The 14,313-nt window shown below is 68.8% G+C and carries 13 protein-coding genes; 6 read left to right on the top strand and 7 right to left on the bottom strand.

All coding sequences use genetic code 11. From position 1 onward, the window contains the following. Positions 1–11: 11 nt before the first annotated feature. Positions 12–491 (bottom strand): carboxymuconolactone decarboxylase family protein, encoded by a 480-nt coding sequence (locus tag AB8M46_RS20775; protein WP_037338350.1) that lies wholly within the window; start codon positions 489–491, stop codon positions 12–14. After that, on the bottom strand, positions 488–1,567 hold the full coding sequence (locus AB8M46_RS20780; RefSeq protein WP_394361237.1) for a dihydrodipicolinate reductase: 1,080 nt from the start codon (positions 1,565–1,567) through the stop codon (positions 488–490). The genes AB8M46_RS20775 and AB8M46_RS20780 overlap by 4 nt, the downstream gene beginning before the upstream one ends. Positions 1,568–1,942: 375 nt before the next feature. Here AB8M46_RS20780 and AB8M46_RS20785 point away from each other — a divergent pair, with 375 nt between their 5' ends. From AB8M46_RS20785 to AB8M46_RS20795, 3 genes are all read left to right on the top strand, one after another. Further along, a complete protein-coding gene (locus tag AB8M46_RS20785) occupies positions 1,943–3,103 on the top strand; it encodes a Cmx/CmrA family chloramphenicol efflux MFS transporter (protein WP_394361238.1) in 1,161 nt (386 codons plus the stop codon). Then, complete coding sequence (locus AB8M46_RS20790; RefSeq protein WP_394361239.1) at positions 3,094–3,690, top strand: formylglycine-generating enzyme family protein; 597 nt, start codon at positions 3,094–3,096, stop codon at positions 3,688–3,690. The genes AB8M46_RS20785 and AB8M46_RS20790 overlap by 10 nt, the downstream gene beginning before the upstream one ends. Before the next feature lie 82 nt (positions 3,691–3,772). Then, positions 3,773–4,036: an amphi-Trp domain-containing protein gene (locus tag AB8M46_RS20795; RefSeq protein WP_016334492.1), complete on the top strand. Its 264-nt coding sequence runs from the start codon at positions 3,773–3,775 to the stop codon at positions 4,034–4,036. A 74-nt stretch (positions 4,037–4,110) separates the two neighbouring features. On the opposite strand, the gene AB8M46_RS20800 is transcribed toward AB8M46_RS20795, so the two are convergent. Continuing rightward, the gene (locus tag AB8M46_RS20800) at positions 4,111–4,995 is read right to left on the bottom strand and encodes a hypothetical protein (protein WP_394361240.1); all 885 of its coding nucleotides are present in this window, start codon (positions 4,993–4,995) and stop codon (positions 4,111–4,113) included. Further along, a complete protein-coding gene (locus AB8M46_RS20805; protein WP_378425711.1) occupies positions 4,992–5,375 on the bottom strand; it encodes a hypothetical protein in 384 nt (127 codons plus the stop codon). The genes AB8M46_RS20800 and AB8M46_RS20805 overlap by 4 nt, the downstream gene beginning before the upstream one ends. Before the next feature lie 58 nt (positions 5,376–5,433). Here AB8M46_RS20805 and AB8M46_RS20810 point away from each other — a divergent pair, with 58 nt between their 5' ends. Further along, positions 5,434–10,308, top strand: coding sequence for a CHAT domain-containing protein (locus tag AB8M46_RS20810; protein ID WP_394361241.1), 4,875 nt, complete (start codon positions 5,434–5,436; stop codon positions 10,306–10,308). Positions 10,309–10,333: 25 nt separating this feature from the next. On the opposite strand, the gene AB8M46_RS20815 is transcribed toward AB8M46_RS20810, so the two are convergent. Then, complete coding sequence (locus tag AB8M46_RS20815; protein WP_394361242.1) at positions 10,334–11,059, bottom strand: SDR family oxidoreductase; 726 nt, start codon at positions 11,057–11,059, stop codon at positions 10,334–10,336. Between the two features lie 92 nt (positions 11,060–11,151). Between AB8M46_RS20815 and AB8M46_RS20820 the strand changes: the two genes are divergently transcribed. Then, on the top strand, positions 11,152–11,826 hold the full coding sequence (locus tag AB8M46_RS20820) for a TetR/AcrR family transcriptional regulator (RefSeq protein ID WP_394361243.1): 675 nt from the start codon (positions 11,152–11,154) through the stop codon (positions 11,824–11,826). Position 11,827: 1 nt separating this feature from the next. On the opposite strand, the gene AB8M46_RS20825 is transcribed toward AB8M46_RS20820, so the two are convergent. Further along, positions 11,828–12,676 (bottom strand): fructosamine kinase family protein, encoded by an 849-nt coding sequence (locus AB8M46_RS20825; RefSeq protein ID WP_394361244.1) that lies wholly within the window; start codon positions 12,674–12,676, stop codon positions 11,828–11,830. Positions 12,677–12,775: 99 nt separating this feature from the next. Between AB8M46_RS20825 and AB8M46_RS20830 the strand changes: the two genes are divergently transcribed. Continuing rightward, a complete protein-coding gene (locus AB8M46_RS20830; protein WP_394361245.1) occupies positions 12,776–13,468 on the top strand; it encodes a hypothetical protein in 693 nt (230 codons plus the stop codon). Here AB8M46_RS20830 and AB8M46_RS20835 read toward each other — a convergent pair. Then, on the bottom strand, positions 13,439–14,266 hold the full coding sequence (locus AB8M46_RS20835) for a helix-turn-helix domain-containing protein (protein WP_394361246.1): 828 nt from the start codon (positions 14,264–14,266) through the stop codon (positions 13,439–13,441). The genes AB8M46_RS20830 and AB8M46_RS20835 overlap by 30 nt on opposite strands. Between the last annotated feature and the right edge of the window lie 47 nt (positions 14,267–14,313).

A 14,313-nucleotide genomic window follows, 5' to 3' on the forward strand; every position in this document is an offset into this window, starting at 1 on the left:
CCGGCCTATTCTCATATCTTCGGAAGAACGCAGACGGTGTCGATGCCCAGAACGTGATTCAGCCGTCCGAAGGCGAGCCAAGAACCGATGCTCATGCTCAGTTCGACGATCTCCTTCTGGCTGTAATACTCGGCCATCCGCTTCCAGAATTCGTCGTCGATACCGTGGTGGTCGAGCGCGTAGCGTTCGGCGTACTCGGCGGCCAGCCGGGTCCGCTCGTCGAACGCGTCGGTGGTGCGCCACTCGGTGACCGCGTCCGCGAACTCCTCCTCGACCTTCACCCCGTCGCGTTCGGTCCGCCAGTCCAGGCAGAACACGCAGCCGTTGATCTGCGCGATCCGCAGCCGGGCCGCCTCGAACTCGCGCAGCCCCAGTGTGGTGTGCGAGTACACCGCGAGCGAGAGATTCGACGCCGCGACGCCGATCCCGGGCACCATCTCGCCCCATACGTAGCCGATGGGGTCCTTACCCTCGGGAATGTCGATGTTCATCGCGCGCTCCTTCCGAGCTTGCCGGTGGCCGGTCGCAAGGGGACGTCGAGTGCGTCGTAAAGGCCCGGTTTCGCGTCCACGAGCCAGTCGATGGCGCCGACCAGCCTGCCGACCGCGGTCGCGTTGCCGCCGGCGGACCGGTTCTCGCCCTCGTCGGTCGCCTCGACCGAGACCTCGATCCTGGGACGGCCTTCGATGATCACCTTGTGCGCGCCGTCGCCGCTGGGCGGCATCGGCCAGTCCGGCGCGCACGAGGCGTGGATCCGGGTGACGTGCTCGACGACGATGCGGGGTTCGCCGTCCACGATCCCCTGCACCTCGAACCGGACGGCGCCCTGCGTACCCGCCTCGAACTCGCCCATCGCCCGTGTGGTCACGGTTTCCTCGAGCGGGCGGCGCTCGAGCGTCTCGCGGATCTCGTCCAGTTCGGCGCCCAGACCGCGGGCGATGAGCCGTACCTGCCCGCCCCACACCATCGTGGGCACCGACGGGGCCAGCATCGGCGGCTGATAGTCCATCGGCTGGCCCATCCCGACCAGAAAGCGGACCGAATCCGGTTGGTCGTAGGTGGAGTAGTCGAAGATCTCCTGGCAGCGGACCGCGTCGACGGTGGTGCCGAGCCCGCTGATCAGCAACGGCAGGATGTCGTTGCCCCAACCGGGATCCACCCCGGAGACGAACAGCGAACCGCCGCCCTCGGCGATCGCCGCGAGCACCGGCTCACGCAATTCGTCCGGCGCGTTGCGCTGGTCGTACAGCGCGTAGAGCGCGGGCGTCACCACCACCGCACCGGCCCGGACCGCGCGGACGATGTCGGCCAGCGCTTCGGCGGGCCGGATGTCACCGGACGCCGCGTACACCACCGCCCGTGGCCCCGCCGCCATGACGGCTTCGACGTCATCGGTCGCCGCCACGCCCAGTTCGCCGTCGATCCCCGCGAGCGCGGCCGCGTCACGGCCGACCTTCGCGGGATCGTGCACGAGCACTCCGGTGAGTTCCAGTGCCGGATGCGCGTCGACGGCCCGGATGGAGGCACGGCCGATATTGCCCGTACCCCAGACAACCGTGGGAATCATGAAGTCGAGGTTAACCGAATCCAAGTGCGGTTCCCAGTACCGAAACAATCACGAAAACCGCAGGTCAAACCGCATTACTCGGGTTCATTCGAGCGGGCAACGAAACCGTTCCGGTACGCGGAACGAGCACCGTTTTCCCCGTGTCCGGCAATACCCGTTGGACCGGTCGCGCGACGTCTGTGTAATGTGCGCTCTCGTGACGAGCCCCGAGTCGGACAGAACCACGCCGCCGGTCATCCGGCGGCGAGTCGTCGTGTCCTGCGGTTAGGTCCTCTCGCCTCCCGGTGACCGGAGCGCTGTTCCGTGCGTCCGGCCGGGTCTCCTCCTGTCCAGCGCACGGTTCCTCCTGCTCACCTTTCCCATGGGAGTCGTCCGTTGCCCCTGTTCGTCTATGTCCTCGGCCTTGCCGTTTTCGCGCAAGGCACCTCTGAATTCATGGCCTCCGGTCTCGTGCCGGGGATCGCCGGTGAGCTGTCCGTGCCGGTGGGCGCGGCCGCCGCGCTGACCTCGGCGTACGCCGTCGGGATGATCGTCGGCGCTCCCGCGATGGCCGTGCTCAGCGCACGCTGGCCTCGGCGCCGGGCGTTGGCCGGGTTCCTGGCCGCTTTCGTCGTCGTGCACGTCATCGGCGCCGTCACGACGAGCTTCCCGCTGCTGTTCGGCACCCGGGTGGTCGCGGCGGTGGTCAACGCGGGATTCCTCGCCGTGGCGATGCCGGTCGCGACCGCTCTGGCGCCACAAGGGAAACAGGCGCGCGCGACCGCGATCCTGTTGGCGGGCATCACCTTGTCGTGTGTGGCCGGAGTTCCCGCGGGCGCCGTGCTCGGCGATCTCGCCGGCTGGCGCTCCGCGTTCTGGGCGGTGGCCGCGTTGTGCCTTCCCGCACTGGTGCTGGTGTTCCGTTCGGCACCCACCGGCGCGGCGACTCCGCCCGAGGTCTCGATCAAGCGTGAAGCGCGCGAACTGAAGACACCTCCTGTCCGCCAGGCGATGCTCTTGGCCGCGTTGGTCAATGGCGCGACCTTCGCGACGTTCGCCTTCCTCGCGGTCATCGCGACGGACGTCGCTCGTCTTCCCGGCGGAGCGGTTTCCGGGCTCCTGGCTGCGTTCGGCGTCGGCGCTTTCCTCGGTGTCACGGTGGCGGGCCGGACGGGAGACGGCGAACTCCGGCGCGGTCTGGTGCTCGCGTTGTGCGCCTTGCCGGTGGGCTGGGCCGCTCTCGCGGTCACTGGCGCGCAACCGATCGCGTTGTTCGTCCTGGCGACCGTCCAAGGTGGACTGTCGTTCGGCTGCGGTTCCGCGCTCGTGGCCAGGGTCATGCACGTGACTCCCGGAGCTCCGACGCTCGGAGGTTCGTTCGCGACGGTCGCGCTCAACGTCGGCGCGTTCCTCGGGCCGGTGCTCGCCGGTTTCGTCACGGAGTCGACGGCCGACTACCGCTACGCCATCTGGATCAGTGCGGCGATCGCACTTGTCCCGCTTCCGTTCGTTCTGCGGAAGGCGAGCTGGGTAACATCGGCCCGACCATGGAAATGATCACCGTCCCGGCTGGCCGGGCGACGCTGGCGGACCGGCGGACGCAGCGGAGCTGGACCGTCGATGTCGCGTCGTTCCTGCTCGCCCCCGTTCCGGTCACTCGGAAGACCGGACGGCTTCCCCTCGTCGACGTCTCCTGGCAGGACGCACTCCTGTTCTGTAACACCTTGTCCGAACGCGAGGGGCTGACTCCCGTCTATGAGCTGGATTCGCCGACCTGGGACCGGTCCGCGAACGGCTACCGCCTGCCCACCGAAGCGGAATGGGAACACGCCTGCCGCGCCGGCACGACCGGTCCCCGTTACGGACCGCTCGACGAGATCGCCTGGTACCGCGAGAACTCGGCGGAATCCGTGCACGACGTCGGCGGGAAGGCGCCCAACGCGTGGGGCCTGCACGACATGCTCGGCAACGTGTGGGAGTGGTGCTGGGACGTCTACGACGCCGAGGTGTACGGCGAGTACCGGGTGCTGAAGGGCGGTGGCTGGTTCGACGAGCAGTGGAGCTGCCGGGCCTCGGTGCGACGTCGCAGCCATCCCACGTTCCGCGTCGACGACGTCGGCTTCCGGCTCGCCCGGTCACTGTGACCCCGGCCTCTCGCAGGTGTCGATCACCCGATTGAATGACGCCAGGACACCCGGCCAGGGTGTCGGACCTCTGGAGGAAACCGTGACCGGAACCGCTCCCCGAGACGTCGAACGCGTCTACTCCACCGCCGACGTCGTCGCGAAACTGCGCAGGCTCGCCGACGCGCTCGAGTCCGAGACCTCGTTCCGCATCCAGATCGCCGGGGAACGGTTCCGCGTCCCCGCGCGTGCGCAGTTCTCGATCGAGCACGAGCGCGGTGACGGTGAGGAAGAGGTCGAGTTCCAGCTGAAGTGGAAGATCGAGGAGACCGACTCGGACGACGACGCCGAGGGCACCGTCGTCTGACGTCTGTCCATAAAGGACCGGGCGGGCCCGTAATTCGTTGGCGGGCCCGCCCTGTTCGTCCAGTCGGCGAGGCCTCAGGCTCCTTTGCGCAGCAGTCTGGTGATCTTGCGCCCCAGTTCCGGGGTGAGTAGTTCCGCGTCTTCGGTCAGCCGAAGGGCTTTGGCGAGTTCCGGGCCGTGGAGATCGACCGCCGCCTCGATGAGGTCCGCGAGATTCGCCGCCGCGCCTCTCGCTCGCCCGACCGCGCTCGCCAGACAGGCGATCCCGATCAGGGCCCCCGGCCACCAGACCGTGCCGACACCGAGATACACCACCGCCCAGCCGGCGAGTGTCGTGGCCGTTTCGAAAGAGGTCCCCGCCGCACGCAGATCGGCACGGAGATTGTCCGGCAGGATCGGCCACAGCCTCGGCCACGCGGAACCCAGGTCGAGTTCGTACCCGGCCAGGACCCTGGCGTCCGTGGCGGCGACCCGGTCACCGATCCAGCTAGGCCGGGACGGCGGCGCGAGGGCGATCGCGTTCCGGGCGGCGCCGAGCCGTTCGAGGGTCTCTGTCTCGGCGAAGTCCTTGACCGCGCCGGCGTATTCGTCCGCGGCCTTCTGCCAGCGCCGGACGCGCCGCCGGACGAACAATCGCATCACCGGTTTCGTCCACCTCGGCCACTGACCGAGCCAGATCCGGCGGATCACGCCACCCACCAGCCGTGCGCCGTAGGCCGCCGCGCAGGCCGCGAGCACCAGGATCGGCACGAGTACCCAGACCCCCGCACCCCCGCCCTGCTGGATTTTCGCGACCCGGCCGGTCAACTCGGCGATGTACCGGCCCGCGTCCAGCGCGCGTGTGTGGCCGAGCACGACCGCGGCCATGACGGCTCCGCTGAACAGAAGGCCGGGCAGCACCAGGACGGTGAGCCAGCGATCGGCGAGCTTGCGGCCGATCTCCTGCAGGAACGCGTTCACGATCCCGCCTGGATCTCGTGCTCGTCGAGCCTGCCGCCCCGGAGGCCGCATTCGGGGATGCGGACGCCGGGCTGCCGAACCCAGCTTCGTGAGCATTCACCGCTGGGGCATCGATAGATCTCGACGACCGGATGCCCGGAATCCTGACCAGGGATGCCGAGTAATCCGCCTTCGGCGGGTGTGTCGGCGGCGCGGCTCGGCCCCGGTTTGGGCAGACGCAGCCGACGCCGCAGTTCGTCGGCCTGTTCGGCGACGTCCAGCCCGGCACGGGAATCGGCGATCACCCTCGTCAAAAGATCTTGCTCGCCACTCCGTGCCGCACGTGCGCGCAGGACGGGCAAGGCTTCGCACAACCACGCGAGCACGTCGCGTTTCTCCATGCTCCGGCCACCTCCGGATTGGTAGCCTAGGCCAGATCGGCAGTGACAGGGATGAGGGGTGTTACTGATCGAAAGCCATATTTCCACGCTCGAGGCCCGTATTTCCGCCTACGTGCGGGACGGCGAGTCCGCGCGGATCCTCGACGACGCTGCCGTCGACGAAGCGGAAGCGTTGATGGATGGACAATCCGGCGACCTCCGGCGAGACCTCCCCATACTTCGAGTCGTCGGCCTGCTCTTCTGGTACCGGGCCGAGCTGGCGACCGGGGACGAGCGGTCGTACCAACTCCGGACGGCCTTGTCCCTGTTGCATCCCGTGACGGAGGAATCCCCGGAGAGCCTGCCGGTGGAGGTGGTCGATTTCCTCCGCTCCCCGGGCGGGCAGTACACCCGGCTGGCGCACCGGGCTCTCTCGTTGCTTTCGCAGTACTACCGAACGAGCGATCCGCAACTCCTGGATCCGGCGATCGACAGCGGTATGGAAGCCCTGCGGTTCGCCTCCGACGACGAACCCGACCTCACTCCCCTGCTGTTCGATGTCGGCTCGGCGTTGCACATGCGATTCGCCGGGGCCGGGCCCGGATCAGACGCGACCGACGCGACACAGTCGATCGAGTTGTTCCGGCTCGTACTCTCCCGCGCGGAGACGGAAGACCAACGGAGCCGCGCGCTGGGTTCTCTCGCGTCCATCCAGTTGAGGCGTTATGAGCAGCAGGGGGACCTCGCGGACCTCGAGTCGTCGATCGACGACTTCACCGAGTTGCGGGCCTCCGGACGGTTGACCGGCGACGACCGGCTGGAACTGGGCCGCGCGTCGGTACAACGTTTCGAGGCGGGCGGGGACACGGCCGATCTGGATGTCGCCATCGCCGCGCTGGAAGAGGGCCGCCGCACGGCGGACCAGACCGGCTACCTCCGGGACGAATGCGTCCGCTGGCTCAACGTCGCGTATGTCGCGAGGTTCGACGAAACAGGCGACGAGGACGACCTCCACCGTGGGCTGCGTATTCTCCGGACCGACCCGGAAGACGGCTACCTCGAGCCGAGGCCGGACGAAGTTCTCCTCCACGTCGTCTCCGGGCTCCTGAAGGCTCTGCAAGAACAGCCGTCGCTGCCGCTCTTCGACCGCACGGCGATCCTGCTCCGCGCCGCGCTCCGGACAGCTCCGGCTTCCGACGCATCGCTGGAAGAGCTCCTTCAGGCCGTTCTCTACCAACGCTATGCCGTCTCCGGCCACGCAGGTCATCTCGAGCGGACACGGAGCATCCTTGACGAGCGAGGAACCGGGATCCCGGATTCCCAGGCCGACGCGATGCTCCGGTCGGTACTGCAGCGGACGAGCGGGCCCGTCGGTCCGGACGTGGAGGAATGGGCGGCCAGGACCACCCGGTTCCTGTGCGCCCTGATGCCGTCCGGATGGCACTACCGAGGACTGGCGCTCGCCTCGCTCTCCGACTTCCTGCGCAACTGCTACCTCACCAGCGGCAACCTCGATCAGCTCGACGAAGCGATCGCCGCGGCGCGTGAATGGCCCGCCGACGAAGATCCACATTCGGCTTCGGTCGCCCAGCTGGCGAATCTGCTCGGGATGCGCACCGAGCACACCGATGACCGCCGTCACCTCGACGAGGCGATCGCCATACTCGAAACGGCGCGTGACACCGATCCCGTGCGTTCCGCGATGGGGGCCCTTCTCCTTCAACGGTCAAAGTTCGGCCGAAGCGACGACGCCCGGCGAGCCGTCGGGATCCTTCGCCGGGTCGTCCGGGAAACGCCGGAGTACGACGGCAACCGGCCCGGAAGGATCTCCAATCTCGCCGGCGCGCTCGTGGTCTCCTTCGACGAGAATCACGATCCGGCGGTGCTCGACGAAGCCATCGCGCTCCACCGAGCGGCCTTGTCGTCCACCGCGGAAGAGACGCCGCAGTACTTGCTTCGGCTCGGCGGGCTCGCGTCCGCCCTTCGGAAACGCGGAGTCGCCCTCAAAGACCCGGCTTCGCTGAACGAAGCCATTGTCCTGCTTCGTCGAGCGGCGGACGAAGGCGGCCCAGCCCTCCGAAGCAACGCCCTCGACGAGCTCATAGTGGCGTTGGACCACGTGTCGCGGACGGCCGGCGAAGCGGGTCCGCTCGACGAGATGGTCCAACGGCTGACGGCCGCCCGGACGGACCCGGCATTCGATACCCGGCAGCGGTTCAGGTGCGGAAGCCGGCTCGGCCGGGTCCTCCATTGGAGATACGAACGCAGCGGGAGCGAGGCCGATCTCGACGCCGCCGTGGACGTCCTCCGGCGGACCGCTTCCGAACCCGAACCCGGCGAACTCCCGACGCTCCTCGACACCCTCGGTGACACGCTGCGCGTCCGCGCGGAAAGGAACGGAAGCCGGTCCGACGCGGACGCGGCCGTCGACGCTCACCGGGAAGCGCTCGCGTTGACCGACGAAACGGATCCCGAGTACTCCACCCGCCTGGCCGCGACCGGCATGTCCTTGTGCTCACGGTTCGAAGTGGCCGGAGACAGGGAAGACATCGACACCTCTCTCGAACTACTCCGCCGTGCCGTGACGATTCGGTCCGAGGACGACCGCGCCGGTCTGGAGTCCGACCTCGGCGTGGTCCTGATGCGCCGCTTCGCCGTCACCCAGGATCAGGCAGAACTCGACGAATCGATCGACCTCCAACGCCGCGCGCTCTCCTCCGCGGACGAAGACCACACCGACAGGACCAGGCGCCTCCTCAATCTTTCCGGCCCGCTTCGTCTTCGCTTCGAGCGCTTCGGGCGGCTTGCGGATCTTGACGAGGCGATCGCCGCCATGCGCCTGGTTGCCACGGACACGGGCTACCGCGCCGGCGAGCGGCCGGAGATACTCGCGGATCTCGGGGTCTGTCTCTGGGCCCGAGCGCAGCGCACGAACGAGGAAGCGGATCTCAACGAAGCCTTCACGCACCTGCGCGCCGCTCTCGATCTTCTTCCCGAAGGGCACGCCATCAGGCCCAAAGCCCTCTCCGGGCTCGCCGGGACGCATATGCTGCTGGCGCGACGGACGCGCCCGATGGATCTGGAGCAGCTGACCAAGGCGATCGAACTCGGCAGGGCCGCCGTCGCCGCCGCACACCCCGAGCATTATCAAGCACTGGGGTGGCAAGGGAATCTCGCCGCCGAGCTGCATGACCGCCACCGGTTGACCGGCGACGAACGCGACCGGACCGAGTCCATCGCGATTCTCGAGAACGTACTCGCCTCCGCCGGCGCCCTTGGTGCCGACCGCGGCGGTTGGCTGCTCAACCTCGGGCACTTCCTGTCGGAGTCGGCACAGGAGGATGACGACGCGTACCGCCGTGCGCTGGCCGCCTACCGCGAAGCCGCGGAACTGGTGACCGCGCCGGCGGATCTTCGCTGTGAGGCCGCGCGATGGTGGGGGACGATGGCGGGGCTCCGAGACGACTGGCCCGCCGCCGTGGCGGGCTATTCGCTGGCCGTCGAACTCCTGCCGTTGGCCGTCGCACGCGGACTGCACCGCAGCGACCAGCAGTTCAAACTCGGCAACTTCAGCGGGCTCGCACCGGACGCCGCCGCGTGCGCGATCCGGGCCGGCGATCCGCAGCTGGCACTCCGGCTCCTCGAGCAGGGCCGCGGTGTCCTCCTCGCCCAAGCGCTCGAAACCCGGGACGAGATCGCCGACTTGGCGATCACGCACCCGGACCATGCGAGGCGTTTCGTCGCCGTGCGGTCGCGGTTGGACGCCCCGGCCGGAACCAACGGCCAGGACAACGACGTCCTCCACCGGCTCACCGCGGAATGCGACGAACTCATCGAAGAGATCCGGTCCCTGCCCGGATGGAGCCGGTTCCTGCGACCGCCGGACACCGAGGAGATCCTCCGTACCGTCCCCGACGGCGCGGCGGCGGTGGTCCTCAACGCCAGCCGGTTCGGTTTCGACGCGCTGATCGTGAAGTCCGGCGTGCTCACCGTGGTGCCGCTCGACGCCGTACAAGCGGATCAGCTCCGCCTGCATGCGGCCGAACTCGCGGCGGCGATCGGTGTCTTTCATGACGGACAGGCCGATTACGACTTCCGGATCTTCTCGGTGGACAAGGTGTGCGACTGCCTGGCGTGGCTGTGGCACACGGTGGCCGACCCGGTGTTCCGCCGGCTCGGGCTCTCCGCCCCGCCCGAACCGGGAACGGCGTTGCCCAGACTGTGGTGGGTACCGACCGGCGCTTTCACCAATCTGCCGTTGCACGCGGCCGGATTGCACGAGGACTCCGAACCTTTCGCGCACACGGTCCTTGACCGGGTCGTCTCCTCGTACGCACCGACGCTGCGCAGCGTCGTCCGCGCGCAGCGGGGACCGGCCGCACCGGACGAGTCCGGGGCGATAGTCGTCGCCGCGACCGCTGTCCCGGGCCATCCTCGGCTCACCGCCGCCGAGGCCGAGGTCGCGGTGGCCGCCGCGCACCTTCCCCGCGCCGAGATTCTCGCGGAGGCGAAGCCGGCCGATGTCCTGGCCACGCTCGATACGGTCACCTACGCGCATTTCGCCTGCCACGCGGCCGCTGATCTCGACGACCCCTCCAGAAGCCACCTGGTGCTGCACGACGGCGTGCTCTCCATCGCCGACATCGCCGCCAGGCACTCTCCGGACGCCTTCCTCGCCTACCTGTCGGCCTGCGAGACCTCACGGACCAGCACCGCGTTGGCCGACGAATCGATCCATATCGCCTCCGCCTTCCAGCTGGCGGGCTTCCGGCACGTGATCGCCACACTCTGGCCACTCTCCGACTCCACCGCCCGCGCTGTCGCCGAACACGTCTACACCCGGCTTTCCTCTGGGCCTGCCCTGGCGTTGCACGACGCGATCCGCCGTCAGCGTGAAGACGACCCCGGCGACGTCGTCAACTGGATCGCTCCCATCCACACCGGACCGGAGTAGCCCCGGTCGGCCGTAACACCTCGCTTCAGACGATGCCGCCGTTGGCGCGAAGGACCTGCCCGTTGACCCACCGCGCCGGACCGGCGAGGAACGAGACGACCTCGGCGATGTCGGACGGGGTGCCGAGGCGTTCGAGCGGGGGCTGCGCCGCCATGCTCGCGATGGTCGCCTCGTCCTTGCCGTCGAGGAACAGAGCCGTGGCGGTGGGGCCGGGCGCGACCGCGTTCGCGGTGATGTCGCGGCCGCGCAGCTCACGGGCAAGAACCAGGGTGACGGCCTCGACGGCGCCCTTCGTGGCGGCATAGGCGGCGTATCCCGGCAGGGCGAGGCCGAGCACCGACGTGGAGAAGTTGATGATCGCGCCGCCGTCGCGTACGCGGCGGGCGGCCTGCTGGTCGACCACGAAGGTGCCGCGGATGTTGGTGCGGTGCAATCGGTCCAGCCGGTCGAGATCCAGTTCGGCCACCGGTGCGAGGTACATGATGCCCGCCGCGTGGACCACGACGTCGACACCGCCGAAGGTCTCTTCTGCGGTGTCGAAGACGGCCGCGACGGCTTGCTCGTCGGCGACGTCGGCCTGGGCCGCGATCGCCTGGCCACCCTTACCGGTGATCGCGTCGACCGCGGCCTGCGCCTCGTCCTTGTTGCCGCCGTACACGACGACGACCGCGAACCCGTCCGACGCGAGCCGCTCCGCGGATTCCCTGCCGATGCCCCGCGACCCGCCGGTGACGATCGCTACGCGTGCCATGACTTGCTCCCATCAGGCGTTTCCATTGGTAACGAGATAACGGTATCACTGATACCGAACCACTGCTACCGGCTGGGTGTTATCGTCGATACATGACGTTGACGACGAAAGACCGGTTGGTCCGCGCGGCCGCGGAGCTTCTGCGGGAGGGCGGGCGCGAGGCGTTGTCGACGCGTGCGGTCAGCGCCGCCGCCGGAGTGCAGGCGCCCACGCTCTACCGGACCTTCGGCGACAAGGAGGGACTGCTCGACGCAGTCGCCACGTATGGCTTCAAGAGCTACCTGGAGGGGAAGCACGCCCTCGGCGAGACCGACGACCCGGTGGGCGATCTGCGGCGGGGCTGGGACCTGCACGTCGAGTTCGGCCTGCAGCAGCCCGCCTTCTACATGCTCATGTACGGCGAGCCGCGCGTCCGCGAAGCCCGCCGTGAGGCGGACGCGATCCTCCGCCGGATCGTCGGCCGCATCGCCGAGGCCGGCAGGCTGCGCGTCCCGGTCGAACAGGCCGCGCAGCTGGTGCACGCGACCGGGATGGGCGTGATCCTCTCGTTCCTCGCCAGCCCGCCCGAACAACGCGACCCGGACCTGATCGTCGCCGCGCGCGAACATGTCATCGCGGCCATCACCACCGACAGCGCGGAGGAGGTGTCGGACATCCCCAGCCGTGCGATCGCGCTCAAAGCCGCGCTGGAGAAGGAACCCGGGGACGCGCTGACCCCCGCCGAGCACGCGATGCTCGCCGAATGGCTCGACCGCCTCGCCCGGTGATCTACCGGCCGACGGCCTTCGCCGCCGCGACCGCCTGACCGGCGTACGACCGTCCGAAAAGGACGGTGTGGACCAGGAGCGGGAACAGCTGGTGCGCACCGATCCGGTCGGTCCAGCCGTCGGCGAGCGGGGCGACCTCCTGGTAGGCGGCGAGCACGCGGTCGAGCAACGGGCAGCCGAACAACTGCAGCATGGCGAGATCGGTTTCGCGGTGGCCGCCGTGCGCCGCCGGATCGATGAGCGAGGCTTCGACGGGTCCCCACAGGACATTGCCGTTCCACAGGTCCCCGTGCAGACGCGCCGGAGGTTCGGACACTTCCGGAAGCCGCGCGCAGGCTCGCTCGATGACTGCGGCCTCGTCAATGTTCAAGGTGCCCTCGTCCACCGCACGACGAACATAGGGCAGGACTCGATACTCGGCGTACCACCGCGACCAGTCCTCCCCTGGCGTGTTCTTCATCGGAGCCAGGCCGATCCACGCGTCGGCGGGGCCGTCCGGCGGCGCCGCGCCGAACGCGGGCGCGCCCGCCGCGTGCAGTGCCGCGAGCCCCCGCCCCAGCCGCTCCGCGGCGTGATGCGTCGGCCGCCCTCCGCCGACCAGATCCGTGACCAGCCACTCGTCGTCGTGGCCGCGCACCTCGGGTACCCGCACGGCACCGGGCTCCCCCAGCCACCGCAGGCCCGCGGCCTCCGCGGGTATCGCGTTCCGGGCATGACCCCGTTTGACGACCACGGTGTCGCCGCTGTCCAGCACCACTTCGGTCACCCCGCCCGAGAGGCTTCTCTGCTCGGAGACAGCGCGTCCGGTGATCCTCGTGGCGGCCTCGGCAGGCGGCGAAACCTGGGTCATGTCCGCAACCTACCTCCACCGATCGGGTGAACGCTCGTTGGCTAAAGTGCACTTCGGGGGAAATCCAAGCGTTTTCACTTTTCCGAGGGGAGATCGGTCGTGCCCACACGTCCGAGAGTTCGTCATGCCGTCGTCACCGCGATGCTCGGCGCCGCGCTGGTCGGCTGCACAGCACCGCAGAACGTCGGTCAGGCCCGGAGCGCCGGTGCCACCACCACTTCCGGACAGACGTCGGCCAGTGAACCGACGACGACGCCGAAGCCGTATCTCACCACCACGCCGACCCTGGAGGTCACCGGCGAGGCGGTCAAACCGGGTACGAAGCTCAAATTCGGCGAGCAGGCGATCATCCCGTTCTACAGCCACTACGCGAAGGGCGTCATCGGGCTGACGGTCACCGTGGAATCGGTCAAAGCGCCCGACGCCGACATCGACGGCCTGCCGCTCAAGGACGAGGACAAGGCGAAGCTGCGGGGCAAGAACTTCTTCTTCGTCCGCGAAAAGCTCACCAACGTCGACGGCTCCAACATGGCCGAGGTGTACACCCCGATCCTCAGCGCGAAGACCAAGAGCGGCGGCTGGCCGGGTTCGCTTCTGGGCATGGGCGACGCCGACGTCACCGGGTGCGAGGACCAGAATTTCGCACCGAAGGACTTCTCGACCAAGGGCGCGGTGTTCGAGTCCTGCCGTCTGCACTTCGGGGTCGCGTCCGATCCGATCACCTCGCTGTCGTACACCTCGCAGCCTTACGAGAGCGCCGATTCACGCGCCGTCACGTGGCGGAACAACTAGCCCAGTCGGTTTCCCGGCCTCGGTCGGGCTGTATCCGGTCAACGCCCGGAACTCCCGGACGAGATGCGCCTGATCGCTGTAGCCGCCCAGGTGCGCGACCTCGGCCCACGGAAGGGACGACGCCCGGCTCATCAACGCCAGTACCCGATTGAGCCGGGCGATCCGCCCGGCCGTGCGGGGGTTCAGCCCGATCTGTTCACGGAACCGGGCGTTGAGATGCTGTCTGCTCCAGCCGATCTCGTCCGCGAGAGCGTCGACGCGGACCGGGCCCGCCGAAAGCCGGTCCCACGCGTGCCGGACCGGGGCGGCCAGCACGGGGCCGCGAGCCACCTTCGCCGCGAGATATTCGTCGAGCAGCCGGAACCTCTCCGCCCAGTCCGTCGCCTCGGCCAGCCGTTCGGTCAACGACCCGGCCGGCAGCGTCTCGGATGCCGCGACCACTGAATTCGTCAGTTCCCGCAACGGAATCCCGAACAACGCGTACGCACCGAGCGGGGTCAGGGTGACCACGATCCCGCGTGAAGCTCCGGTCTGTTCGACACGCAACGGCCGGTCTCGCAGCCCAAGCACCGGCGAAGAGGGGACCCCGGCACCGCGGGCCGGGGCGTCGAGGTCGATCACCCAGGTGAGCACGGACAACGGGGTGATCTGCCAGGAGTTCGCGCCCGCGTCGGGAAGATCGTGCGCGACGTAACTCGCCACGTGGGCGGCCAGCGCGGGATGGGGCCATCGGAGAATCCGCTCCCCGGGTGCGCGGGCGATATCCCGCCGCGGCACCACGAGACCCCACCCGCCCATGCCTGCACCTTACTTTCGTTCAAGACCGGAAACGCGGCTTTGCCTAG

The sequence above is a fragment of the Amycolatopsis sp. SB7-3 genome (genome assembly GCF_041021335.1).
Lineage (GTDB): Bacteria > Actinomycetota > Actinomycetes > Mycobacteriales > Pseudonocardiaceae > Amycolatopsis > Amycolatopsis japonica.